25 protein-coding genes are annotated in these 24,380 nt (G+C 34.3%); 7 read left to right on the top strand and 18 right to left on the bottom strand.

Annotated features, from left to right (window positions below; genetic code table 11):
- Positions 1 to 43 precede the first annotated feature (43 nt).
- From ACAM30_RS11705 to ACAM30_RS11690, 4 genes are all read right to left on the bottom strand, one after another.
- Positions 44 to 487, bottom strand: coding sequence for a VOC family protein (locus ACAM30_RS11705; RefSeq protein WP_369614828.1), 444 nt, complete (start codon positions 485 to 487; stop codon positions 44 to 46).
- A 31-nt stretch (positions 488 to 518) separates the two neighbouring features.
- Positions 519 to 956: an SRPBCC domain-containing protein gene (locus ACAM30_RS11700; RefSeq protein ID WP_369614827.1), complete on the bottom strand. Its 438-nt coding sequence runs from the start codon at positions 954 to 956 to the stop codon at positions 519 to 521.
- Positions 957 to 958: 2 nt separating this feature from the next.
- Complete coding sequence (locus ACAM30_RS11695; RefSeq protein WP_369614826.1) at positions 959 to 1,366, bottom strand: VOC family protein; 408 nt, start codon at positions 1,364 to 1,366, stop codon at positions 959 to 961.
- 129 nt (positions 1,367 to 1,495) lie between these two features.
- Entirely contained in the window at positions 1,496 to 1,900 is a 405-nt protein-coding gene (locus ACAM30_RS11690; protein ID WP_369614825.1) for an SRPBCC family protein, read from the bottom strand.
- A 207-nt stretch (positions 1,901 to 2,107) separates the two neighbouring features.
- Here ACAM30_RS11690 and ACAM30_RS11685 point away from each other — a divergent pair, with 207 nt between their 5' ends.
- Entirely contained in the window at positions 2,108 to 3,073 is a 966-nt protein-coding gene (locus tag ACAM30_RS11685; protein WP_369614824.1) for a GlxA family transcriptional regulator, read from the top strand.
- Positions 3,074 to 3,136: 63 nt separating this feature from the next.
- Here the strand turns inward: ACAM30_RS11685 and ACAM30_RS11680 are convergent, their stop codons facing one another.
- The 11 genes from ACAM30_RS11680 to ACAM30_RS11630 all read right to left on the bottom strand — a co-directional run bounded on the left by ACAM30_RS11680 (position 3,137) and on the right by ACAM30_RS11630 (position 12,615).
- The gene (locus ACAM30_RS11680; RefSeq protein ID WP_369614823.1) at positions 3,137 to 3,319 is read right to left on the bottom strand and encodes a hypothetical protein; all 183 of its coding nucleotides are present in this window, start codon (positions 3,317 to 3,319) and stop codon (positions 3,137 to 3,139) included.
- A gap of 328 nt (positions 3,320 to 3,647) precedes the next feature.
- Positions 3,648 to 4,223, bottom strand: a complete 576-nt coding sequence (locus ACAM30_RS11675) for a hypothetical protein (protein ID WP_369614822.1) — start codon at positions 4,221 to 4,223, stop codon at positions 3,648 to 3,650.
- Between the two features lie 361 nt (positions 4,224 to 4,584).
- Positions 4,585 to 4,905: a hypothetical protein gene (locus tag ACAM30_RS11670; protein WP_369614821.1), complete on the bottom strand. Its 321-nt coding sequence runs from the start codon at positions 4,903 to 4,905 to the stop codon at positions 4,585 to 4,587.
- A 336-nt stretch (positions 4,906 to 5,241) separates the two neighbouring features.
- Positions 5,242 to 5,835, bottom strand: a complete 594-nt coding sequence (locus tag ACAM30_RS11665; protein WP_369614820.1) for a hypothetical protein — start codon at positions 5,833 to 5,835, stop codon at positions 5,242 to 5,244.
- Between the two features lie 18 nt (positions 5,836 to 5,853).
- Entirely contained in the window at positions 5,854 to 7,041 is a 1,188-nt protein-coding gene (locus ACAM30_RS11660) for a hypothetical protein (RefSeq protein WP_369614819.1), read from the bottom strand.
- 134 nt (positions 7,042 to 7,175) lie between these two features.
- Positions 7,176 to 8,408, bottom strand: a complete 1,233-nt coding sequence (gene clpX, locus ACAM30_RS11655; RefSeq protein WP_369614818.1) for an ATP-dependent Clp protease ATP-binding subunit ClpX — start codon at positions 8,406 to 8,408, stop codon at positions 7,176 to 7,178.
- Positions 8,409 to 8,578: 170 nt separating this feature from the next.
- Positions 8,579 to 9,253 (bottom strand): ATP-dependent Clp endopeptidase proteolytic subunit ClpP, encoded by a 675-nt coding sequence (gene clpP / locus ACAM30_RS11650; protein ID WP_264522764.1) that lies wholly within the window; start codon positions 9,251 to 9,253, stop codon positions 8,579 to 8,581.
- A gap of 241 nt (positions 9,254 to 9,494) precedes the next feature.
- Positions 9,495 to 10,817: a trigger factor gene (locus tag ACAM30_RS11645; protein ID WP_369614817.1), complete on the bottom strand. Its 1,323-nt coding sequence runs from the start codon at positions 10,815 to 10,817 to the stop codon at positions 9,495 to 9,497.
- Positions 10,818 to 10,937: 120 nt separating this feature from the next.
- A complete protein-coding gene (locus ACAM30_RS11640) occupies positions 10,938 to 11,282 on the bottom strand; it encodes a phage holin family protein (RefSeq protein WP_369614816.1) in 345 nt (114 codons plus the stop codon).
- 40 nt (positions 11,283 to 11,322) lie between these two features.
- Positions 11,323 to 11,811 (bottom strand): YdcF family protein, encoded by a 489-nt coding sequence (locus ACAM30_RS11635; RefSeq protein WP_369614815.1) that lies wholly within the window; start codon positions 11,809 to 11,811, stop codon positions 11,323 to 11,325.
- Positions 11,812 to 11,850: 39 nt separating this feature from the next.
- On the bottom strand, positions 11,851 to 12,615 hold the full coding sequence (locus tag ACAM30_RS11630) for an alpha/beta fold hydrolase (protein ID WP_369614814.1): 765 nt from the start codon (positions 12,613 to 12,615) through the stop codon (positions 11,851 to 11,853).
- 197 nt (positions 12,616 to 12,812) lie between these two features.
- Here ACAM30_RS11630 and ACAM30_RS11625 point away from each other — a divergent pair, with 197 nt between their 5' ends.
- Entirely contained in the window at positions 12,813 to 14,189 is a 1,377-nt protein-coding gene (locus ACAM30_RS11625; protein WP_369614813.1) for a hypothetical protein, read from the top strand.
- A gap of 42 nt (positions 14,190 to 14,231) precedes the next feature.
- Here ACAM30_RS11625 and ACAM30_RS11620 read toward each other — a convergent pair whose 3' ends face one another.
- The 3 genes from ACAM30_RS11620 to ACAM30_RS11610 form a co-directional block, all read right to left on the bottom strand.
- A complete protein-coding gene (locus tag ACAM30_RS11620; protein WP_369614812.1) occupies positions 14,232 to 15,092 on the bottom strand; it encodes a DUF4249 domain-containing protein in 861 nt (286 codons plus the stop codon).
- Positions 15,093 to 15,096: 4 nt separating this feature from the next.
- Positions 15,097 to 17,376 (bottom strand): TonB-dependent receptor plug domain-containing protein, encoded by a 2,280-nt coding sequence (locus tag ACAM30_RS11615; RefSeq protein ID WP_369614811.1) that lies wholly within the window; start codon positions 17,374 to 17,376, stop codon positions 15,097 to 15,099.
- A 253-nt stretch (positions 17,377 to 17,629) separates the two neighbouring features.
- Complete coding sequence (locus tag ACAM30_RS11610) at positions 17,630 to 18,343, bottom strand: pyridoxine 5'-phosphate synthase (RefSeq protein WP_369614810.1); 714 nt, start codon at positions 18,341 to 18,343, stop codon at positions 17,630 to 17,632.
- A 116-nt stretch (positions 18,344 to 18,459) separates the two neighbouring features.
- Here ACAM30_RS11610 and ACAM30_RS11605 point away from each other — a divergent pair, with 116 nt between their 5' ends.
- The 5 genes from ACAM30_RS11605 (at position 18,460) to ACAM30_RS11585 (ending at position 24,378) form a co-directional block, all read left to right on the top strand.
- A complete protein-coding gene (locus ACAM30_RS11605; RefSeq protein WP_369614809.1) occupies positions 18,460 to 19,119 on the top strand; it encodes a CBS domain-containing protein in 660 nt (219 codons plus the stop codon).
- Between the two features lie 82 nt (positions 19,120 to 19,201).
- Positions 19,202 to 20,089: an NAD kinase gene (locus tag ACAM30_RS11600; protein ID WP_017497923.1), complete on the top strand. Its 888-nt coding sequence runs from the start codon at positions 19,202 to 19,204 to the stop codon at positions 20,087 to 20,089.
- 173 nt (positions 20,090 to 20,262) lie between these two features.
- Positions 20,263 to 20,952 carry a DUF6089 family protein gene (locus tag ACAM30_RS11595; RefSeq protein ID WP_369614808.1) on the top strand — a complete coding sequence of 230 codons (690 nt, stop codon included), beginning with the start codon at positions 20,263 to 20,265 and terminating at the stop codon, positions 20,950 to 20,952.
- Positions 20,953 to 20,957: 5 nt separating this feature from the next.
- A complete protein-coding gene (locus tag ACAM30_RS11590) occupies positions 20,958 to 21,698 on the top strand; it encodes an isoprenyl transferase (protein WP_369614807.1) in 741 nt (246 codons plus the stop codon).
- Complete coding sequence (locus ACAM30_RS11585; RefSeq protein ID WP_369614806.1) at positions 21,631 to 24,378, top strand: outer membrane protein assembly factor; 2,748 nt, start codon at positions 21,631 to 21,633, stop codon at positions 24,376 to 24,378. Before ACAM30_RS11590 ends, ACAM30_RS11585 begins: the two co-directional genes overlap by 68 nt.
- The last annotated feature ends 2 nt before the right edge of the window (positions 24,379 to 24,380 follow it).

Here is a 24,380-nt window from a genome sequence, read left to right as displayed (position 1 = left end):
CCTGAAATCTATTAGTATTGTGATAAAATATAAAAAATTGTTTTTAACCTGCCTGGTTTTCATCAAAGTTTACCATCCAGCTTACATCAAACTTATCTTTAAACATTCCAAAATAAGCTCCCCAAAAGGTTTTCGCCATCGGCATATAAACAGTCCCACCTGCCGAAAGTCCGTTAAAAATACGGTCTCCTTCTGCTGCACTGTCCACATTTATAGAGATAGAGAAATTTCCACCAAACGTTACGTCTCCAGATTGCTCGCTGCTGTCACTTCCCATTAAGATAGTGTTTCCAATTGGCAATGAAACGTGCATGATTCGGTTAGCATCTTTTTCGGATACCGGAGCACCGCATCCTTCTTCACCTTCCGGCATTTCATTGAATCTTCCAAGATACGGAAATTCTCCTCCAAAAACAGATTGATAAAACAGAAATGCTTCTTCGCAATTTCCGTTAAAAATTAAATAAGGGTTTACTGCTGTTGCCATGATATTTGTTTTTTTGTTTGTTGTTTGTTTTTTATTTTTCTGAGAGTTCTTTAGCGGTCTCCAGTCCTTTTGGAAATGCTTTTTTAAAATAATCGATGTATTTCTCAACTACATCTACCTGCGCTACCAAATCAGTAAATTCGTCATTGGCTGTCAATCGATACGTTTCCATGCAACCTGACCACTTTTTGGTTTCTTCATCAAGAGGTAATTCTTTAAAGTCTTTGATTTCGCCGATATGTTTAAAAGCCATATACTCATTTGGAATTTTCGTTTCAATGACACTATTCATTCCTTCTCCGTTTGGAGACAAGAAATGTATTTTGTCGCCCTGATTCCAATCGCTTATGGCATATGACCCTTCGCAAAAAGATCCTGTCCATTTCTTATACGTTTCTTCGTTCCATAAAACTGCCCAGACTTTTTGTACCGGCGCTTTAATTCTAATTTTAAATTCTAATGTTTCCATACTCATGATAGTTTACTAAAATCCATAAATAAAATATTCCAGCGATGACCGTCTAAATCTGCAAAGCCACAGCCATACATCCATCCCTGACTTTCTGAAGGTGGCGTAAAAACAGTTCCTCCGGCCTCTTTAACTTTCCTTGCCAGTTCATCCACTTCGGCAGTACTTTCAGCATCAATCGAAATCAAAACTTCCGTACTTGTTTTAGTATCTGTCAGTTGATTATGAGAAAAACTGGCAAACAATTTTTCTTCAAAAAGCATTACTACAAATTTTCCTTCTCCAATCACCATACAAGTTGACTTTGGTGTGTCGTGTTCTTCATTAAAAGAGAATCCTATTTCCGAAAAAAAAGCTTTTGATTTTGCCACCTCTTTTACCGGCAAATTCAGCCAAATTTGTTTTGTCATTCTTACTGCTTTTTAAATTAAACCTATGTTTACACTCTATCTCACAAAAACTCTTCAGACTTGGTATTATTTTCGAAAAACACCAAAACCCTTCCTCTTTGTTACTTTGCCACTTTGAACCTTAAAAGATTAATTGCTTTCGGTATAACTTTTAAAATTATCCATGATGGCTTGCCAGCCCCCACGCTGCATTTCTTCCGGGTTTTCTGTTTCAGGATCAAATTTTTCAATTACTTCCACTCCGTTTGGTGTTTCTTTAAAAGTAATTTCAACTTTTCTTCCATCTCCTAAAACATATTCAATAACCTTATTTTTTTCTACCAGAGTATACTCCCCTCCAAAATCAAAACTCATACTGCCGTCTTTCGCAGCCATAGTAGATTTAAACTTTCCTCCTTCTCTTAAATCATTTTCTGCATAAGGTGTGTGCCAATCCGGAGAAGCAAAATTCCATTTTGTAATGTGTTCCGGTGCTGTCCAAAATTCCCAAACTTTGTCTACTGATGCATTAATCGTGTTTTGTACTGTTATCATTTTGTTTCTGTTTTAGTTATATACTTTAAATTAGTTATTACTTAATTATTAAAATCAAATATGTTTCTTTATAAAATTACAAATTATTTAAAGCAAATTTAGTTTTTTAGCATTAGCTTTAAGTTACATTAAAAGTCATTTTTAGGGTCATTTAAGACAAAATACTTACTTTTGTTACCTATCATTTTTCCAAAAACCAATGCAGTCATGACTAAGAAAGTAGGATTAATTGTTCCGCACGACTATAAATTACTAAGTATAGCCGCTATTTTAGAAGTTTTTGAAACCGCCAACAAACTTGCTAAAGAAAACGAAAAACCTTTTGAAATTATGGTATTTCAATTGGCAGAACAGATTAAGGAAGCGCATTTATTCGGCTATAAAGTAAATCCGATTGAAGATTCTACAGTAACCCTCGAACTTATCCTGATTCCGGCTTTTACTACCGATAATATGAGCGAAATGATCGCAAAGAACAAAAACTTTATCCCATGGCTGAAAAAACATCATCAATCCGGTGCTGAACTGGCCAGTTTTTGTACGGGTGCCTTTTTATTTGCGGCATCCGGTTTGCTTAACGAAAAATTAGCCACCACACACGTTGATGCCTGCAGTGCTTTTACCAAAGCGTTCCCACTCGTAAAATTGAAGCCCGAGGAAACCTTAACAGCCGATGGCAGTTTGTATACCAGCGGAGGTTCTACCTCAACGTTTCACCTGTTGATTCTTTTGGTTCAGAAATACTGTGGAAATGAGATTGCAGTTCAGATTGCAAAGATTTTTTCGATCGACCTAAACCGATACAAGCAAAGTTATTTCAGCACCTTTAGACCCAACCATTTGCACAATGATGCCTTAGTTGCCATGTTGCAGCAAAAAATAGAAAGTCAGTACCATACAATCGAAAAACTGGAAGAAATCACCAAAGACATTCCTACCAGCACCCGTAATATGACGCGACGTTTCAAACAGGTTACCGGCATCCCGCCTATTGAATACCTGCAAAATATAAGAGTCGAAAGTTCGAAGAAATATCTGGAACAAACACAGCTTTCGATTTCTGAAATTATTGAGAAAACAGGCTATAATGATCCGAAAGCCTTTAGGAAAGTTTTTTATAAAATGGTAGGCATGAAACCTATTGAGTATCGGGAGAAGTTTAGGGTACAGTAATTATTTCAGATTTATTTTTGAAAGTTTTCCTGATGTGCTATTATCCCAATGATAATCCTGTCTTCAAAATAAAGAATCCATTTTTGCTGTTGACTGATACTGTTCCAGCCAGACTTTTTCTTTATCAATAGCAATAGATTTCTCTATTTTTTTCTTTTCTTTCTTTTTTATTAAAAGCCAATGAGTGACCAGCATTGGAAGTCCTAAAACAATTATAACAATGGCAAATTTTTTAATATCCTTCACACAAATCTATTTTTACAAATGTAGGAAAAAAATTACAATAAATAAATTAACTTAGAAAGTTATTTTCTTCGCAAAAAAACCTGTTCAGATTAATGAACAGGTTTTTTACTATTTTCCTACATTCAACTTCTTCTTTTTCTAAATTGGAGCAATCTAAGAAAATAAAGGATAGTACCAATAAGCAAAAAAAGAATAACAAAATAAAAATAACTTATAAGATAATAAGTATCATAGAGGCAAATTGTATAGAAATACTCAGAAAAGTAGGAACAGATCAATAACAAAACGCACAAAGCTAAAAAAATCAAATAGTTTCTAGTTATTCTTTTCATCGACGATTATTAAAAAAAGCATTATACATTTTAAAATGACCTAAATATATATCCTGAAAACTAATATCTTCAATAACACCATGAATTAATGTTTCTGGAAATTCTTGATACAGTAGTTTGGTTTCAACAATTGATTTAATGTCCAAAACCAAATCTTTCATTTTTCTCGGATCTAAATTTTCTTTCTCCAATTCTTCGATCCTAGATTTCGAAATTATCATTTGGTTCTTATGAATTACCGTCTCAATCACATAATAAGGAATCAAGATACTTAAATGCAAAGTAATCGAGCACAATTCACCTCCTTCAACAATATTCAAAAAAAAGGTATAACATCGATCTTCCCAATCCAGTCTGGAAAAATCTTGAAAATCACTTAAGACTAAATCTTTATCAAATTCAACTCTAATACTATTTCGTAGTTTCTGATTTTCCTCAGAATCAAAATATTCAATTAATGCTTTCAATCTTTCATACTCCATAGTTTCTAAATACAATTCCTTTTGAGTCCATGGACATATATTCTTAGGATAATATAAATATGCTAAATTCATTAAAATTTTTCCAATCATAAATATCAATTATCGGCAATCAGTTGAAAATATGGTAGTCGTTTTGTGCTCAGTTGCTGGTAAAGCAGTAGTTGAGTTAAATTGTACTCTTGCCCCGTGTATTCTTAAAGGTACTTCTTTTTTCAATTGTAACTTATTGTTAACTATACCTCTTAGTTTATAAATTACCGTACTTTTTTATATAAAAAATGTACCATATAAAGTAACAAAGAAAACAATAATACAGCTGTTGCTACTGGCCTGTAGCTAAACACATAATAGGAATCATGAATGTTGAAATCCAGACAATATTCAGTTGGATAAATATAACCATACACCAATAATCCTATACCAAAAATTAAAAAAATGTAAATAACGTATTTCATAATCTTGTATAATATTCATCTAAAAAGAATGCGTTGAAAAATGTAAATTCTCCAAAAGGTATAAATCCTCTACTAATTTCCGGAAGTCTATAACTTAATAATTCTGGCGGAAATTTTGTAATCCCATACTTTTCACTTAATGCAACAATTTTATTAATTTCACTGGCATAAACGATCTCTAAATCTTCATTTTTATTAGGTCTTTTGATCCATTTTACATTTTCTAAGTCAACTAATATATCCAGAACATAACATGTGAAATATGGAGACAAAACACTAATGTTTAAACAAATCGAATGAAGGCGGTTTCCACTCATTTTAGTTAGCTGTAAGTTGAAAGCTCTATTTGGTTTATTACCTCATAATCTTCGTTATCAACTTTGCTGCTTGTTTGACCAGTAGCAACATTGGCGAATAAAGAGAAAAACAAAAAAATGAAGTATGCTCTCGTATTTTTAAATTTGTTTTTTTAGTTTCTCTTCTTTTTTATAAACTTTATCAAATAATATACAACCCCTAATAGAAACACTAATAAAACAGGGAAAAAATAACTTACAAGATAAAATGTATTGGAAATACAAAAATTAAAATTGTACTCGAAGAAGTAAAGAAAAATTAACAATAAGCCGGTAATTGTCAGAAATATTAAAAAATCACTTTTCATTTTCTTTGATAATTACATTATTAAAAAAAGCAATAAACATCGTAAAACAGCCAAACTCTGTATCTTGAAAACTAATATCTTCAACAACTGAATTAAGTATTTCTTTTGGAAATTTTTTGTACAAAAATTTATCCTCAATTACTGTTTCAATATCCATAACTAATTCATTTACAGCTCTTATTTCTATATTTTTTTCTTCTAAATTTGTTACTTCTGATTTGGAGAAATACAAGTCAATTATATTTTTTTGAACTTTAATTACATAATATGGGACTATAATGCTAATAAATAATGATATTGTATATAACTCACCATCTTCGATTACACTCACATTAAAAGTCATACATCTATCCCCTAAATCAAACAAGGTGTGGTCATTTAATTTATTTAATGTGTAATCATGTTCAAACTCTGCAACAATTCTCTTCCTAAAGACTTTCCCCTCTTCATTATTAAAATCATTTATTATTTGAAGTAATCTCTTATACTCCTCGGAAATAAAATAAATGTCTTTTTCTTTAAAGGCACATATATTTCGCGGATAGAATAAATAAACTACATTTTTTAAAACCTTTTCAATCATATTAATCGATTTAAATAGTTAATTACAGTTTCCTGAAGTCCATGTATTTGTTTTATAATTAGTCGCGGGAAGTTTTTCAGTTGAATTAAAATTTATCCTGCCTCCACTAACGTAAAGAGGATAATTGTGTACTAATCTCTCTCTAAAATATCGATCAAGTATCAAATCTGACACGTCTGTTCCTCCATATTTATCTATTACGTCCTGCATTGATTGTTGAAGTGCCCGAGCAGAAACATTTGCCGCAATTCCTGGTGTCATATCTGTATTACCCACCTGTATATTTGTTGGCGTACCAAAATATATTGCTTGTGGATAACTAAGAACATGCAATATTTCAATTCCTTTTGGACTCAATCCTATAACTCTAAAATTAATATTTTTGACCATCGCTACTTGCCAATTAGCCCCTTTTTTCGACGTAAAATTAAAACTCTCACAACTAGGCGGAATAACTTTAGTTACCGTTGATCCTGTAGAACTTCCACTTCCACCACCTCCCGGAGACTTCACATATCCCTTTGGACTATTACCTTTCGATCCTGATTTTAGACTGCCTCCATAAGCTCCTCCTCCATATTCCTGCTTATTCTCGGATTTTTCTCTGCGAATGATCACTTCATCCAATTCAAAAGGATCTGAATCTGACTTAGCAGTCGATTTATTGAGGCGCTCAAATTCCTCCGGAGAGATTACTCTAAGTCCTGTTAGTGCTCCTGTAGTATTGGAGTTTTCAAATTTTGCCCCATTTACAAATCCCTTTTCTAAATCCCAGGCAATGATATACCCATTAAAGTTAACTAAATCTCCTGAAGTTTTTATTTTTTCTAAAGATTCTGATAAAGGGAGTATCTCATATAATGTAGCCGAAAATTCCTTTTTATTTTCTAAAGGATATAAATACAATAATTTTTGTCCTTTATAGGCGTCACTCAGGTTTCTATCTTTAACAGTGACCACAATTGCCTCAGATCCATTTTCAAACTTTTCTACAGCTGCACTATTCCAATCATAAACCTGATTATTAAACGACGAGTCAATTTCTGCCTTCGATTGATACTGTTCAAACCAAACCTTCGCTTCACTAACATGAATAGATTGCTCTATTTTTTGTTCACTTCCTGCTTCATCTGAAACACAACGACCTGTTAACACCGCAACTCCTAAAACCATTAAGAGGATCGCTAATTTTTTAATATTTTTCATACAAATTAATTTTCATAAATATAAGAAAAATATTATATTATGCGATTTAAAATATAGGTTTTATTTTACAAAAAAAAGCCTGTTCGAATTAACGAACAGGCTTTTTATAAATTATTTAATCTTATTACGGAAACTTACGAAGCGATTTCCATACGCTTCAATAGATTTTTATTCAGAGTATGTTTTGCGTAATCCTTATCGATGGTTAAAACTTTATCGTCTGAACTTGGCAGTTCGTACATGGCATCGGTTAAGATTGCTTCGCATAACGAACGCAATCCACGTGCTCCTAATTTATACTCTAATGCTTTGTCTACAATAAAATCTAATGCTTCATCTGTAATGGTGAATTCAACTTCATCCATTAAGAATAGTTTTTGGTATTGTTTTACCAAAGCATTTTTAGGCTGTGTCAAAATTGCACGCAGAGTTTCTTTGTCTAAAGGATCCATGTGCGTCAAAACCGGTAAACGCCCGATAATTTCAGGGATCAAACCAAAATCTTTGATATCTTTTGGAATAATATACTGCAATAAATTGTCTTTATCGATATTGTCTACGTTTTTAGAAGTTGAATATCCAACAGCCTGACGGTTCAAACGTTTAGAAATAATACGTTCAACACCATCAAAAGCACCTCCTGCAATAAACAGGATGTTTTGGGTATTTACTTCCACAAATTTCTGGTCCGGGTGTTTACGTCCTCCTTTTGGCGGTACGTTTACAATTGTCCCTTCAAGAAGTTTTAATAAAGCCTGTTGTACTCCTTCACCGGAAACGTCACGTGTAATAGACGGATTATCACTCTTACGGGCGATTTTATCAATCTCGTCAATAAAAACGATTCCTCTTTCGGCTTTGGTTACATCATAATCGGCAGCCTGCAGCAAACGTGTTAAAATACTTTCAACATCCTCTCCTACATAACCTGCTTCGGTAAGTACGGTCGCATCAACGATAGCCAAAGGAACATCTAACATTTTGGCAATCGTTTTTGCCACTAATGTTTTTCCTGTTCCGGTTTGTCCCACCATGATGATGTTACTTTTTTCAATCTCAACCTCATCGTCTAATTGCTGTTGCATCAAACGTTTGTAGTGATTGTAAACGGCAACCGACATTACTTTTTTAGTCTGATCCTGGCCAATAACATATTGATCTAAGAAAGCTCTGATTTCTTTTGGTTTCTTTAAAATTAAATCCCCAACCAGTTTTGAGCTTCCACTTGATTTTAACTCTTCTAATACAATTCCATGTGCCTGTTCGATACACTTATCACAGATATGTGCATTGATACCTGCAATCAATAAATTAGTTTCTGGCTTTTTTCTTCCACAAAACGAACATTCTAATACTACTTTTGCCATTCTTTATTTAAGTTACTAAGCTGCAAAGATACTAAGTTTCTAAGCTTTTCAACTAAAACTTTAAAACTTAACCCCTTACAGCTTAATATTTTTATTTTTTATTTAAAATTTTAAATCACAAAGAACACTTAGAATCTTAGCGTCTTAGCAACTTAGAATCTTTTAAAAATTTATCCTCTTCTTAATACTTCATCAATCATTCCGTATTCTTTTGCTTCGTCGGCAATCATCCAGTAATCACGCTCACTGTCTTTGTGCACTTTGTCAAAAGTTTGCCCTGAATGTTGAGAAATAATATGATACAATTCATCTTTCAATTTCAACATTTCACGTAAGTTGATTTCCATATCTGTTGCAACTCCCTGAGCTCCTCCTGATGGCTGATGAATCATTACTCTTGAATGTGGTAAAGCCGAACGTTTTCCTGCTGCTCCTGCACATAATAATACAGCTCCCATAGAGGCTGCCATACCTGTACAAATTGTCGCTACATCCGGTTTGATATATTGCATGGTATCATAGATTCCTAATCCTGCATAAACACTTCCTCCAGGAGAATTCAGATAAATCTGAATGTCTTTTGAAGCATCAGCACTTTCTAAAAATAATAACTGTGCCTGAACAATGTTCGCGATCTGGTCGTCGATACCTGTTCCTAAAAAGATAATTCTGTCCATCATTAATCTTGAAAAAACATCTAATTGAGAAATATTCAACTGACGCTCTTCAATAATATATGGAGTCATATTCGTTGGGTTCATCGCCGCTATAATTTTGTCATAGTACATGGCATTTACTCCCTGGTGCTTTGTAGCAAATTTTTTGAATTCTTTACCGTAGTTCATATTTTTAGTTTAAAGTTTGAAAATCTAAAGTCTTTAAGCGACTTAAGCAGGTAAAAACAAAGTTCGTACCTTTTTATACAATAATGTCAATTTGTCTTACTTTTCTGTTTCAGGTTTCAAGTTTCACGTTACTTAAATTCCGATCAAACGAAAACCTGAGATCCGAAACAAAACAAATTTAAAACAAAAAAGAGCGTCAGAAAAATCTCCTGACGCTCAAATATACTTATTTTTTTAGAAATTATTCTCCGTATGAAGCAGCAATAAATTCTTCGTAAGTTACTTCTTTTGTAGTTGGATTTGCTTTTTCTTTAAAGATTTCCAATAACTTCTCAGCTACTACCTGCTCAGAAAGTCTTTTCACTTCTTCCTGGTTAGATAAAACTCTTGCTACAATTGTCTGAACTTCTTCGTCAGAAGGATTTAACTGTCCAAATTGAGCCATTTGTTGTTTGATCGCATTTGTTGTGAAACCTTTCAAATCTTCAAATGTAATTTGGATGTTGCTTTGTGCTAAAGCTTTTCCTTCGATTAATTGAAAACGTAATCCTTTTTCAGATCTTGCGTATTCAACTTCAGCTTCTTCTGCAGAAAGTTTTTTCTCTCCAACAGTTTGTAACCATTTTTTAAGGAATTCAGCCGGTAAATCAAATTTTGTGCTTTCGATTAGGAACTCCTGAACGTCTAATAATAATTTCTGGTCTGCTTGCTGCGCAAATTGAGCTTCAGCATCTTCTTTAATTTTAGATTTCAATTCCTCTAAAGAAGCTACTTTTCCTTCACCGAAAAGTTTATCAAATAACTCCTGGTTCAATTCTGCCAATTCAGCTCCGTTGATAGCCTCGATAGTAAAGTTTACTTCGATATCTAAACCGTGAACATTATCATGACCTACTTTTAGGTAATCCATTAATTGGTGATCGTCTTCAAATAAACCTTTTGTGCTTACTGTTACAACATCTCCAACTTTTTTACCGATGAATTTATCTCCGGCAGCTTTGCTGAAAGTAGCTACAGCAATTGTAGTTGTATTGTTGATTCCGTTTTCTTCGTTAGTAAAAGTTCCTGTCAAATCAGAATCAGCTACTACCACTTCTTGTGGAATTGCTTTTCCAAATTGTTTTTGGATACGCTCTACCTGACCGTCGATTAATTTATCATCAGCAGTCACGATATATTTTACGATATTGTTTTTAGCTTCTAAATCAATTTCGAAGTTTGGCACTAAACCAATTTCGTACTCGAATGTTAATTCTTCTGCATCCCAATCAAAGTTTTCGTTTACTTTAGCTAGTGGAGTTCCTAAAAGATTTAATCTTTCAGATTGAACAAAACGCTCTAAAGCCAAATCAACTACTTTTTTTACTTCTTCCTGCTTAATTGCTTTTCCGTATTGTTTCTCAACAAGGTCTTTAGGAACTTGTCCTTTTCTAAAACCTTTTACAGTAGCCAATGGCATTTTTTCGTTTATTCTTTTTGCTACCTGACCTTTATAATCCATGTGAACAACTGTCATTACAATTGTTTCATTCACAGCGTCTGTTGCTACTCTTTTAATATCCATTTTCTTCTTTGATTTACATAATAAAATTGGGTCGCAAAATTATAAAATTTTTGCAACCCAACCAAGTTTTTAATCTATTGTATTTGAATACGTTTTAATCACGCTTTCTATAAATTTATTTTATTTGTCGTCTCCTATAATTTTATACGTGATGGACTGAAGAATAGACAAGATGACACTAAAAAACAAGGCTGTCCAAAACGAATCGACAGCAAAACCTCCAACAATATTGGTACAAAACAAAATAATGATTGCATTAATTACTAACAGAAACAAGCCTAAAGTAATAAGTGTAACCGGTAATGTCAGCACTACCAATATTGGTTTTATAAAAACATTTAACAACCCTAGAACAATCGCAACAATTACCGCAGTGGTAAAACTGGCAACATGAACACCAGGTAAAAAGTGGGCAATTAACAAAACTAAACCTGCCGTAACAAGAAGTCTGAGTAGTAAATTCATAATGGTATGATTTTAAAAATTTATTTAAAAGTAGTAAAATTTAATAATATAAGCCTTTGCTTAAAATTCCATTGATTGCTTTTTTTTCATGCTCCAGTAATTTCTCCTTTTCTGTATCCGAAATATCATGTGTTACTCCGGCATATTCAATCTGATCAAATCCTAAAATTTCATCAAAAATAAGCTTCACCCTTTCAACATGATAGTCAGAAGTAATGATCACAACCGAATTTAAGTTATGATGAACCAATATCTTTTTTGATAAAACCGCATCTTCTACGGTGTTGGCAGATAAGGCAGGTTCCAGAAAATTTTCAGCACTAAGTCCGTTCTCTATTAAGTATTTCATGGCATAATCGGCATGCGGAAGTGGCGCTGTATTAAAGTGTTCTCCAAAACCTCCTGTACAAATAATGCAATTGTCCTTTGATTCAAAAATATCTAAACAATACTTTAACCTGTCCAGAGCTACTTGTTCCAAATTTCCTGTTTCTGAATTTGGGGAACCCAGTACTATTAAAACTTTCATCTTTTAAACTCAATTGAATTAGTGTTCTTTGATCAAAAATTATACTTTTAAGAATCCTGCTGTCAGTTCAAAAAACAATTTTGGATTTTCGGCATGCAACCAGTGCCCTGCATTGGGAATGGTTTCAAATTTAGCTTTAGGAAAATGTTCGCGTATTGCATCAAAATCTGTATCTAAAATATAACCGGAATCCCCTCCTCTTATAAACAAGGTATCTTTATCGAAAACCAAACCATCTGCCAGTGCTTTTCCGATAGCATCCAGATTATTATTAAAAACTGCCAGATTGAATCTGAAAGCCAGCTGTCCCGGTTCTCTCCAATATAAATTCTTCAATAAAAATTGTCTTGTACCAAAATCGGAAACATATTGCGCAACAATTGCTTCAACATCATTTCGGCTTGGTTTTACCGAAAAATCAACGGCATTTAATCCTGCCAAAATATCCTGATGGTGCTGTTTGTAAAATCGAGGACCAATATCGGCTACAATTAATTTATCGACTATTTCAGGATGTGTAGTCGCAAAAAGCATAGCCACTTTACCTCCCATCGAATGTCCTAACAAATCTATTTTATTTAACTGATTGGCCTGGCAATACTCAAACACATCTTGTACCATTGCTTCATAAGACCATTCGTCTGAATGAAAGCTACGACCGTGATTTCTTAAATCCAGAAGATGAACCTGGAACCCTGCATCGACATATTGACCAGCAAGTGTTTTCCAGTTGTCTGACATTCCTAAAAATCCGTGCATGATTACGAAAGGTTTTCCTTCTCCTTCTATTTTCGAATATAACATTTGTATTAGGTTTTAAAAACTGCCCACAAAGGTAAAGAAAGTTATGCTCGAATTCTTAAACTAATTACCCCCTACAAAGCTACTTTATTAAAAAACTTCGCGTCTTTACGGCTTTCCGTAAAGAAAGCACAAATACAAACTGTAACTTGCGCCTTTAAAAATCAAAATAAAATTTTTATTTAATTTAAACCTAAACCATGATTAAAAAATTATTTTTAGTATCCTTAGTTGCTTCTCAACTTATGGTTTCCTGTTCTAGCGAAGACAGTAAAGAAGAACCTACAAAGGAACAAACTCTGGCAGAACAAATTGAAAATCTTAGCAAACAACCTTATTCAAAACTAACTCCGGCTGAACAAAAAGTAAAATTGGAAGCAGAAGCTAATGAAATGTTGCTTCAATTAGACAAATCAAAAGGTTCCGGCGCTATTGAAGCGATACAAAACCTAGGCCGATTATTAGGCCTTAGAAAGGTTGATATTTTCAACGGAAAAAATGACAACACAATCGAAGACATTTTAAATGTTTCCGGAGTTTATGGTATTTACACCTGGGACAATACTGCAAAAATCTGGGTTAAAACAGCTTCTACAACTGAATTAAAGTTTGTTTTCCCTGCAAAAGCATCACAAACAGCAAACAACGCAATATTCTCTGCTAAAAGTACTTCATCTGATATCAAAGTAAAAAAAATCGATACTTATGGAAACTGGACGTATGACCCTAACAAACAGCAATACATCCAAAATCCATCTGTATACGACTATTTCTTTTTACCAGCAACTGCAGATGCTACTTTAACAATCGATAATGCAACAGCGGCTACTTTTACTCAAACTGCAAAGTACTCTAACAAAAAAGAAATCCCGGATGAGTTTGCTTACAAAATGACTTTAAGCGATGGATATGCCTGGGAAATGAGTGGTAAAAAAGCGCTGGAAAGCAGCTCAAAAGCTACTTTCACTTTTAACGGAAAAACATTAGTTGATTTCAACGCCGGAAGTACAGCAAACATCGATGGCTTACTTGAAAATGACAAACTTGTTCAGTACAGAGGAAAAGCAAATGGTGTAATTAAATTAATGGACAATTTTATTATTGTTGCTAATATGGATTTAGCTACTGAAGCAGCTGATGATATCGCCTTAGACAAAAGTATCGTTCGCCCTTCTTATTTAACTGATAACACCAACCCTAAAAATGATTACAAGGCCTATTACACAGCTTTAAATGCATACGAGAAAAAATACTCTGAAGGTTTGGTTGCTCTTTTCAATAAAAACAGAAAACTGATCTTAGTTTCTAAGAAAGACGGTACTAAAATAGCGGATATTATTCAACGTTCAGAAGCAAGAGGCAACTATACTTTCAATCTGCCTGTTTGGAATGAACAAAACAAATACTGGTCATGGAATACTGCACAAGGCGAATCTTTTTCACAACCTTACATGGAAGAAATCTACTATCTAAAATTCAGTGACAACACTGAAGTAGAAATGAGTACTTATTTCTCAGAAGGTTTCACAGCACTTGAAACTAAATTCGAGAATTTCGTAAAAGCATTCAAAAGATAATTACTCTTAAAATATAAACTTAAAGCCGTTTTGAAAATATTTTCAAAACGGCTTTGTTTTTTCCAGAGCCTTTACCATAAAAGTACTTTGACCATAGCCTGCCCAAATTCCTATTCCGCCTTTTATATTGGATTTCAAACTAGTGTTTGCAGGATAAATAGGATTCCTGCTGTTTACAATTTCATTTTGCCAGCTGTTCCAAAAATCTAACGATTCTTTGTTTTGTGTTCTTAATTTTACCTGTATTACATCTCCATCTGTAAAATAAGGTGTAAACTTGGTTTTAGGAAAAAGTAAAACTCCTCTGTTAACTTGTACAGATACCGCCGAAGTGCTAAAGTTTTTATCGTCCAAATTGCCGTAAAATGCAGGAACAAAAATGGGTTCTTCTCCTTCTATTCTGGTGGCAATCTGATAATAATTTTTTTCATTCACCGGATCATCAAACTTTACAAAAACATAGCCGGTCGTATCAGTATCAACCTTCTTTATATACTCTGCACTTTTTATAGGTACCGATTTTGGAATCTTGGTTACCGCTTCAACCACCCGGTTTAGATACTCTATTTTCAACGAATATTCTTTCCCTGCCTCTCCTTTCAAAGTTGAACCGTAATACACAAACGGCGGCACTCTGTTTTTATCATTCTTAACCCTTAAAACCTCTGAGGTCACACCATCTGAAATTGTAATTTTTGCAGAACGTATGACATGATTCAGGACATTTGTCGAATCAATTGTATTGGTAACCGGAATACTGCTTGATAACAAAACCTGAGCATAATCGCCTTCTTCAATCCAGCCTTCTACTACAATTTTAGATTCTGTACCTGACTGACTAAAATCATCTTTGGAACAGCTTGTCACTATCATAACAGCAAGCAACAATAAATACTTCTTCATCTTTTTAAAATTTAAACCTCCAGCTTACAGAAGGTAATATGCGATACAAAACCTTTTCTTCCTGTTTTACAATTACACTGTTTTTATCTTTATTCTCTTTAACACTGAGCACCACATAAATCGGATTCTTAATATTAAATGTATTGTAAATGGAGAAATTCAGAGCGCTTTCTTTTTTATTCGTTTTCAGGAAAAAATAATTCACCGAAAGATCGGTTCGGATATAATTGGGCATCTGCGCATTGTTATAACCTGAATACTCTTTAACCGGATTATTATTGATGAAATACCAGGATGTTGGCATCGTAAAACGATTTCCGGAACCAAACAATTGTGTAATTCCGAAATTCCATTTAGCATTCAGGTCATACATTCCAACAATTGACAGATTATGTCGTCTGTCGTATTTGGCGAAATACGTTTTTCCATTGTTGAGTTCCTCAAAATTTCGATCAGACCAACTCAATGTATAACTCAGCCAGCCTGTAAACTTCCCATTGCTTTTGCGAAGCATTACTTCCAATCCGTATGCTTTTCCTTTTCCTGTCAACAAATCGTTTTTGAATGTCGTAACCTCATTAAACTGTGTGATGCCATACGGATACTCAAGCAGATCCTTCATCGAACGATAAAAACCTCCCAAAGAAATGCTAAAATTTTTCGAAATACTCTGGTTAGAACCAATCGAAAACTCGTCTGATGATTGCGGCTTTATACCGTCTGAACTGGCAATCCAAAAATCAGTAGGAAGTCCAACACTTGATGTCGTTATCAGACTCAGATATTGATATTGTCTGTTATAAGATCCGTAAAAAGAATATTTTTCGTTTAACTGATAATTCAATAAAACCCTGGGCTGAAAATGCAAATAAGAATCACGGGAACCTGAAGTATAGTAATTAACCCGAACACCCAATTCAGCACTTAACCGATCCGTAAACCTTGGTCTTATAGTTGTAAAAACAGCCGCCTCATTGGCATTGATTGTGCTATTTTGAAAAGTATTATTAGCATCTGTCAAATTCTCGACATTCACTTTCTGAGGCTGTAAATTATGATGTACATATTGTATTCCGGATTCTACAGGAACATTTTTTATCTGATATTTAAAAGCATTACTAAATCCAAAATCTTTTACATACGACGAAACCCCAAACTCAATTGTTGCCTGTTCCATATTCAGCTTATTAGAATATTGACTGAAATATAATGCATTTGACATGCTTACATTTGGTAAAATTGCAGTAACCAAAGTGGGAGAAACAGTGATGTTACTCCATTTTAAACTGGTATTTAAAGCGAGATTTCCATCTTTGATCTTCAACTCATCACCACTAACAAAAGCATCGACTGAAAATAGGTTATTTTTAGAAAGCTGAGAAATAAAAGTCAAATTTCCGTCTGAGAAACCATATTTCATATTCTGAACATCATTGTTTTCCGAACCGGAACGCAATAATGGCGCAACAATTTCATCAATATAGGTTTTCCTTCCTGAAATGTACAAACCTGAGCTTTTACCCAAAGGAGCAGTTAATGTAAGCTGTGAGGCTAAAATTCCAACATTTCCCTGAATCCCCAATTCTGAAGGTATTTTTTTATTCGGAATTAAAAGTGTGGTTGAACTCAAACGTCCTCCATATTTTGCATTCGAACTTGATTTATCAAACTCGACACCTTTTATATGATCGGTATTATAAAAAGGAAAAATCCCCAACAAGTGTGACATTCCATAGACAGGAGCTCCATCGTACAAAATGGCATTATGCCCCGGATCCCCACCTCTAACATACAGATATCCGTTTGCATCTCCTGAATTTTGCACTCCTGGTGTCAGCTGTAAAAGTTTTATAATATCAGTAGTTCCTAAAACAGTCGGAACGGAAGACAATTCTTTTAAATTAAAGACTAATTTCCCTCCGGATAAAGCCGTTATTGGGCTTTTTTTATCATTGCTCACTATAACTTCCTTCAGATGTGATATATCCTTGTCCAACACTATTGAAAGTATCGTATCTTTTTCGAAGTGAAGATTAATGATTTTCGTAAGATAACCTAATTGACTGATGGCAATTTCTACACGTCCAAGTGGTAACTGTTGCGAAAAATTACCAATAGAGTCAGATAACTTATAATACTGTTGATTCTCTGTTTTTAAAGAGATACTTGCTCCAACGAGATTCTCGCGTTCAGAAGATTTTAGATTTCCACTTATACTGGCTTTAGACTGCGCAAATACATTGGAAAAACAGAACAAAAAAAGGAGGATAATTGGTTTCGGCACTTGATTTTAATAAGAAAAGTGCGAAAATAAACAATTACAAAGTGTTTTCTATGAGTAATCATAGTTTTATTTTCCGAATTTGACACAATAACAACCTTTAACATGTTCTTCTCAATTCGTGACGAAATGCGTCACGAATTGGAAAATCTTTATAAAAAGCGCATATTTCTCAGATTACTATCATCAATCCCCTTTCCAAACTCAAGTGTTAGCTGACTAGCAAGATTCTTTAAAATAGCTTTAAGATAAAAGCTTACTTCAATTTATTCAGATACATATTTACTACGTTATCCAAACCTAAGTAAAGAGCTTCTGAAATCAAAGCATGGCCAATAGAAACTTCTAACAGCCCCGGTATGTTTTGCTTGAAGAACTGAATATTATCCAAACTTAAATCATGGCCCGCATTGATTCCTAAGTTCAACTCATTAGCCAGTTTTGCTGCTTCAACATAAGGATCGATTCCGTTTTTATTTCCTAGACTGTATTGATGTGCAAAAGCTTCCGTATACAACTCAATACGATCTGTTCCTGTTTTTTTTGCTCCTTCAATAATTTCCAGCACCGGATCAACAAAAATCGAAGTTCTGATTCCGTTACGCTGAAACTCCTGAATAACTTCTGTTAGATACGATTGATTGGCTACCGTATCCCAACCTGCAGACGAGGTAATAGCCCCAATTGCATCAGGGACAAGAGTCACCTGTGTTGGTTTACATTCTAAAACCAAATCGATAAAATTATGCTGAGGATTTCCTTCAATATTATATTCGGTATATACAATTGCTTTTAAATCGCGTGCATCCTGATAGCGAATATGACGCTCGTCCGGACGTGGATGGATCGTGATTCCCTGGCTTCCGAAATTCTGAATATCGGTTGCAACTTTTAATAAATCAGGAACATTTCCGCCGCGTGCATTTCGCAACGTTGCAATTTTATTGATATTTACACTTAACTTTGTCATATAAATAGATAATTAATTCTGGTAGCACTATATTTGTTACGACAAAAATACAAAGTAAAACGTAGCGTTTTTTGCTATTTTTTGATTATTTTGCATGAAATATCCTCAATAGATTTATGACAGAAATTACAAACTATATCACCAATGATTTCAGAGCGATTGATAGTCAGGAAACGATAGCATCGGTTCAGGACTTTTTTGCTGATTTGAATTTTTCGCATTTTCCGGTTTTAGAAAATGGGATTTTTATTGGAAGTATCGCCGCCGATGATGTCGAAACTTTTGACACAGATAAAAAAGCCATTGACTACAAATATACCCTGGAACGTTTTTTTGCCCGAAAATCTATGATTTGGCTTGACGTTCTGGAAGTATTTGCTAAAAATCATACTAATACAATCCCGGTTCTTGACGAAAGCAATACCTATATTGGTTATTATGAAATGGAGGACATCATGAAGTTTTTTCAGGAAACTCCTTTTTTAAAAGAGCAAGGCGGTATTATCATTGTTCAAAAAGGACTTTTGGATTACTCCATGGGACAGATTACTCAAATTATAGAAAGTAATAACGGTAAAATCCTTGGCTGTTTTGTCTCTGAAGCTGACTTAGAAAATGTTCAGATCACCATAAAAATTGGCGTAGGTCCTATGAACGAAATCATTCAGACTTTTAGACGATACAATTACGAAATCATATCCGAACACCAGGAAGACGCTTATATCAACAGCTTAAAAGAGCGTTCTGATTATCTGGACAAATATCTTAATATATAGTTTATATGTTGAATCGGTTAATTGTTTAATCGTTTTGACGAAGAAAATTAACGATTAAACAAAAAAATCGATCAAACATCAGATGAAAGTAGCCATTTACGGGCAGTATTATCAAAACAGTACAGGCCCCATTATTAAAGACATTTTTATTTTTTTCAATTCCAATAATGTCGAAATGGTAATTGAAGAAGACTTTCTGAAAATGCTCTACGAAAAAGAACTCGTTAAAAAGGAATACAAAACCTTTTCTTCTTCTACTTCGTTAGACGACAGTTATGAAATGCTCATTAGTATTGGTGGCGACGGAACGATTTTAAGAGCCGCAACGCTGGTTCGCAACTCAGGAATTCCAATATTAGGAATCAACGCCGGAAGATTAGGATTTCTGGCAACAGTTCCCAGAGAAAGTATCGATAATTTTTTACAATACATCATCGACAAAAATTACACGATCTCCGAAAGAACTTTATTAAGCTTAACCTGCGATCCTAAAAACGAAGCCATCGAAGACGACTTAAACTTTGCAATGAATGAAGTCACTGTAAGCCGAAAAGACACCACGTCTATGATCACAGTTGAAACCTATTTAAACAACGAATATTTAAATTCATACTGGGCAGACGGTCTGATAATTTCAACGCCAACCGGCTCGACAGGTTATTCATTAAGCTGCGGCGGTCCTATTCTGACCCCAAATGTCGAAAGCTTAGTGATCACCCCTATTGCACCGCACAATTTAAACGCAAGACCGTTGGTCATTCCGGACAATACCGAAATCAAACTTCGTGTTACCGGAAGAGAAGACCAGTATTTAGTTTCATTAGATTCCAGAATCACGTCTGTAAAAAATGACTCCGTTCTAAAAATTAAAAAAACCGATTTCAAAATAAAAATGGTGGAAATACCGGGCGAAACTTTCCTTAAAACATTGAGAAAAAAACTGCTCTGGGGAGAAGACAAAAGAAATTAAGCTCTTTTCTGAATTGCCACTATACGATAACACTACATTTTCCCGTTCTGCATATAGCGAATCATCACCAAATAGCTCAAAATCATATTGTAAATTGAAAAAAAAGCACATTTAGCTAAACAAACTTTGATTCGAATCGATAATTATTATATTTGCACGCAATTTTGAATTAAATGAAGAAAATTTTTAATTTATTGTTATGTTTTTTCCCCTTTATCACACTAAATGCTCAAATCAATGAGATTGGTGTTTTTTTAGGTGGAAGTAACTTTGTAGGAGATGTAGGCAAAACCACCTATATTGCACCGGAAAAACTGGCTTTTGGTGTCTTGTACAAATGGAATAAAAGTCCGCGTCACTCCTATCGTTTCTCGTATACACAATCAACCGTTACAGGAAACGATTTCGATTCATCTGAAACAGGAAGAAACAGAAGAGGCTATAGCTTTAAAAACAATGTAAAAGAGCTTTCGGCTGGTCTGGAATTCAATTTTTTCGACTTCAATCTGCATGATTATCACAGAAAAATAACTCCGTATATCTTCTCCGGACTTAACTTTTTTATGTACGACAAATTGTACCGCTTTACATCAAGTCCAACCGTAACACAATCTATAAGTTCAAATTCGTTTGCTATACCTATTATATTGGGTATAAAATCAAACATCACTCCAAGTATTGTTCTGGGAGCCGAAGTTGGAGCACGATATACTTTTACAGATGCTATGGATTCCAGTAATCCAAATACAAAAAACACAAACATATTACAGTTTGGAAATTTAAATAATAATGATTGGTATGTCTTCTCTGGTATTACTTTAACTTATACCTTTGGAGAAAAACCTTGCTATTGCGCAGAATAATAAAAATGAATTTACTAGAATCAATAGATAAAACAAATTTACCTCAACACCTGGCCATTATTATGGACGGGAATGGCCGTTGGGCAAAACAACAAGGTTTTTTAAGAGCATTTGGTCACGAAAACGGAACAAAATCTGTAAAAAACACCATAAAAACATGTGCAAAACTTGGTATTGAATACCTGACACTATACGCCTTTTCGACAGAAAACTGGAATCGTCCAAAACTGGAAGTCGAAGCACTGATGAAAATTTTGATCAATTCTTTAAAAAAAGAACTTGGAACCCTGCAGGAAAACAACATCAAACTTAATGCTATCGGGAACCTTGAAAAATTACCAAAATCAGCTCAAAAAGAGCTGCTGGATGTAATGGAAAAGACCAAAAACAATACCCGCCTAACTTTAACTTTAGCATTAAGTTACGGATCAAGAGAAGAATTGGTTCAGGCTGTTAGAGCCATCAGTGATAAAGTTAAAAATAATATAATTTCAATAGACTCTATTGACGATTCAATTATAAATGAGCATCTTTACACGCAAAATTTACCTGACGTAGATTTATTAATAAGAACAAGTGGAGAGCATAGAATAAGTAATTTTTTGCTATGGCAGATCGCCTATGCAGAACTATATTTTACTAATGTCTTATGGCCAGACTTTAAAGACCAAGATTTATATGAGGCTATTATTAGTTATCAAAAAAGAGAACGTAGATTTGGAAAAACCAGTGAACAAATTAAATAATTTTTTAGTGTTGCAAAAAAGAATACAAATAGTCTTTACCCTACTTCTTTTGGGTAGTTTTTCACAAATTAAAGCGCAGGAAAGAGTTCCTTTTGATCAGGGGAAAAAATATATTCTTGCCAAAGTTTCTGTTGTTGGTAAAATAAGCTTTAACGAACAAACAGTTGTTACTTTCTCCGGTCTTCAAAAAGGACAGGAAATTGCTGTTCCGGGTGAAGAAATCAGTGGCGCTATTAAAAAATTAGGCAAACTTGGCCTTTTTGACGAAATCTCCTTTTATGTAAACAAAATCGACAACGACAGTATCTATCTGGACCTGAACATTGTCGAACTCCCTAAATTAAATGAAGTTAAATTCGTTGGTATCAAAAAAAATAAAATTGAAGGGCTAATTAAGGACAACAATCTGACTAAAAACAAAATTGTCAACGAAAACTTAATCACGACAACTAAAAATTATATTGAAAATAAATATAAAAAAGAAGGTTTTTACAACACTAAAGTTACCATTACCAATACTCCTGACAGTACAGCGGGCAATCATGTAAACATGCTTGTACGGGTAGACAAAGGAGATAAGGTCAAGATTAGCAGTATCGATTTCACTGGAAACAAACAGCTTAGCGGAAATCAGTTGCGAGCTGCTATGAAAGACACTAAACAAAAGAACGTACTTCGTATCTTAAAATCTTCTAAATTCATTCCTGAAAAATACAAAACTGACTTAGAAAAAGTCGTTGCTGCCTATAAAGAAAAAGGATATCGTGATGCCCGTATTATTTCTGATTCTGTTAAATACGACAAGAAGAAAAATATGCTGGCCATCAAAATTAATGTAGAAGAAGGAAACAAATACTACTTCGGAAATATTAAATTCTTAGGAAATACGGTCTATTCAGATCAATTATTAAGCCGTTATTTAGGAATCAAAAAAGGTGAAACTTACAACGGTGTTTTACTGGAAAAACGTATTGCCGACAAGACAAAACCTGACGCTGAAGACATCACCAACTTATACCAAAACAATGGTTATTTATTCTCTAACATCAATGCTGTAGAGGTAAAAACAGTAAACGATACCATCGATTTTGAGATTAGAGTTACAGAAGGTCCGATCGCATATTTCAACAAAATATCGGTTGTAGGAAATGACAAAACAAACGACCACGTAATTTATCGTGAATTAAGAACTAAACCTGGAGAAAAATACAGTAAAGAGCAGTTAGTACGAACCATTCGTGAAATTGGACAATTAGGATTCTTTGATCCTGAAGCCATCGATCCAAAATTCAAAAATGTTGATGCTGCAGCAGGAACTGTTGATATTGAATACCATGTTGTAGAAAAAGGATCCAGCCAGGTAGAACTCCAGGGAGGTTACGGTGGTGGAGGTTTCATTGGTACCCTTGGATTATCGTTTAACAACTTCTCAGCAAGAAACCTGTTCAATAAAGAATCATACAAGCCATTACCAATGGGAGATGGTCAAAAAGTAGCACTTCGTTTACAGGGAAGTACTTATTTCCAAACCTATAGTGTATCATTTTCAGAACCATGGTTTGGAGGAAAAAAACCAGTACAATTTAGTTCTTCTATATCCTACAGTAAACAATTCCTAAACAATTTCCAGACTAGGAATGTAGATAAAAGCAAGAGTTTCAACATCCTGACTTTACAGGTTGGTTTGGCCAAAAGGCTTACTGTGCCGGACGATTACTTCGTTTTATCACAATCTATAAGTTACCAACATTATGATTTGAACAATTATAACACAGGATTGTTTACCTTTGGTAACGGAGCGTCGAGAAACTTAGCGTATACTATTGGGCTTTCCAGAAGCAATAAAGGGGTTAACCCAATATTCCCAACTTATGGTTCAGACTTTAGTATTTCTGCAAAAATAACTCCTCCTTATTCCTTGTTTAACGGAATTGATTACGGCGATTTGCAAAATCAAAAAGAATACAAAACACAATACACAGGAGCTCCAAAATCTGGTGCAGATGGCAAGCCATTGAATACCGGAGATTATACCAAAACGGAAATCATAAACGGGCAATCGGGAGTTGTAAGTGTGGGTTCTGATTACGCAAGTGCAGATGTTGACCAGGGGAAAGTGGATCAAAAAAGATACAATTGGCTGGAATATTATAAAATTAAGTTTAGAGGTGAGTGGTTTACCAAACTTTATGGTAAATTAGTACTGCGAACTCTGACAGAATTTGGATTCATGGGAGCCTACAATCAGGCGAGAGGTCTTGTCCCTTTTGAGCGTTTCTATTTAGGTGGAGACGGAATGGCAAACTACTCGATGGACGGTAGAGAAACAGTACAATTGAGAGGTTATGAAAACAATTCTTTGACTCCGGTAAATGCAAGAGGAGAACAGATTGGAGCAACAATCTATAACAAATTCTCTATGGAGTTACGTTATCCGATTACATTAAAAGCTTCTGCATCGATTTATGCATTAGCATTTTTAGAAGCTGGTTCATCATACCCAACTTTTAAAGCTTATAACCCATTTGATCTGAACCGTTCTGCGGGTGTTGGTTTACGTGTATTCATGCCGGCATTTGGATTATTGGGTATTGACTGGGGTTACGGTTTCGATCCTCAACCGGGAGAAACTAAGGCACATGGTAAAGAGATTCACTTTATCATCGGGCAACAATTCTAAAA

The organism is Flavobacterium sp. CFS9, from assembly GCF_041154745.1.
Classification (GTDB): Bacteria; Bacteroidota; Bacteroidia; order Flavobacteriales; family Flavobacteriaceae; genus Flavobacterium.
Note: the sequence above shows the minus strand (reverse complement) of the source record. Positions and strands in the feature narration are given on the sequence as shown.

Bases quoted from the DNA above. Each gene is read 5' to 3' on its own strand.
- ACAM30_RS11660 (WP_369614819.1), bottom strand. From the start codon at position 7,041: ATGAAAAATATTAAAAAATTAGCGATCCTCTTAATGGTTTTAGGAGTT.
- ACAM30_RS11700 (WP_369614827.1), bottom strand. From the start codon at position 956: ATGGAAACATTAGAATTTAAAATTAGAATTAAAGCGCCGGTACAAAAA.
- ACAM30_RS11640 (WP_369614816.1), bottom strand. From the start codon at position 11,282: ATGAATTTACTACTCAGACTTCTTGTTACGGCAGGTTTAGTTTTGTTA.
- ACAM30_RS11590 (WP_369614807.1), top strand. From the start codon at position 20,958: ATGAATTTACTAGAATCAATAGATAAAACAAATTTACCTCAACACCTG.
- ACAM30_RS11635 (WP_369614815.1), bottom strand. From the start codon at position 11,811: ATGAAAGTTTTAATAGTACTGGGTTCCCCAAATTCAGAAACAGGAAAT.
- clpP (WP_264522764.1), bottom strand. From the start codon at position 9,253: ATGAACTACGGTAAAGAATTCAAAAAATTTGCTACAAAGCACCAGGGA.
- clpX (WP_369614818.1), bottom strand. From the start codon at position 8,408: ATGGCAAAAGTAGTATTAGAATGTTCGTTTTGTGGAAGAAAAAAGCCA.
- ACAM30_RS11625 (WP_369614813.1), top strand. From the start codon at position 12,813: ATGATTAAAAAATTATTTTTAGTATCCTTAGTTGCTTCTCAACTTATG.
- ACAM30_RS11630 (WP_369614814.1), bottom strand. From the start codon at position 12,615: ATGTTATATTCGAAAATAGAAGGAGAAGGAAAACCTTTCGTAATCATG.
- ACAM30_RS11690 (WP_369614825.1), bottom strand. From the start codon at position 1,900: ATGATAACAGTACAAAACACGATTAATGCATCAGTAGACAAAGTTTGG.
- ACAM30_RS11600 (WP_017497923.1), top strand. From the start codon at position 19,202: ATGAAAGTAGCCATTTACGGGCAGTATTATCAAAACAGTACAGGCCCC.
- ACAM30_RS11595 (WP_369614808.1), top strand. From the start codon at position 20,263: ATGAAGAAAATTTTTAATTTATTGTTATGTTTTTTCCCCTTTATCACA.
- ACAM30_RS11705 (WP_369614828.1), bottom strand. From the start codon at position 487: ATGGCAACAGCAGTAAACCCTTATTTAATTTTTAACGGAAATTGCGAA.
- ACAM30_RS11620 (WP_369614812.1), bottom strand. From the start codon at position 15,092: ATGAAGAAGTATTTATTGTTGCTTGCTGTTATGATAGTGACAAGCTGT.
- ACAM30_RS11645 (WP_369614817.1), bottom strand. From the start codon at position 10,817: ATGGATATTAAAAGAGTAGCAACAGACGCTGTGAATGAAACAATTGTA.
- ACAM30_RS11585 (WP_369614806.1), top strand. From the start codon at position 21,631: ATGAGGCTATTATTAGTTATCAAAAAAGAGAACGTAGATTTGGAAAAA.
- ACAM30_RS11675 (WP_369614822.1), bottom strand. From the start codon at position 4,223: ATGATTGGAAAAATTTTAATGAATTTAGCATATTTATATTATCCTAAG.
- ACAM30_RS11605 (WP_369614809.1), top strand. From the start codon at position 18,460: ATGACAGAAATTACAAACTATATCACCAATGATTTCAGAGCGATTGAT.
- ACAM30_RS11670 (WP_369614821.1), bottom strand. From the start codon at position 4,905: ATGAGTGGAAACCGCCTTCATTCGATTTGTTTAAACATTAGTGTTTTG.
- ACAM30_RS11685 (WP_369614824.1), top strand. From the start codon at position 2,108: ATGACTAAGAAAGTAGGATTAATTGTTCCGCACGACTATAAATTACTA.
- ACAM30_RS11665 (WP_369614820.1), bottom strand. From the start codon at position 5,835: ATGATTGAAAAGGTTTTAAAAAATGTAGTTTATTTATTCTATCCGCGA.
- ACAM30_RS11610 (WP_369614810.1), bottom strand. From the start codon at position 18,343: ATGACAAAGTTAAGTGTAAATATCAATAAAATTGCAACGTTGCGAAAT.
- ACAM30_RS11695 (WP_369614826.1), bottom strand. From the start codon at position 1,366: ATGACAAAACAAATTTGGCTGAATTTGCCGGTAAAAGAGGTGGCAAAA.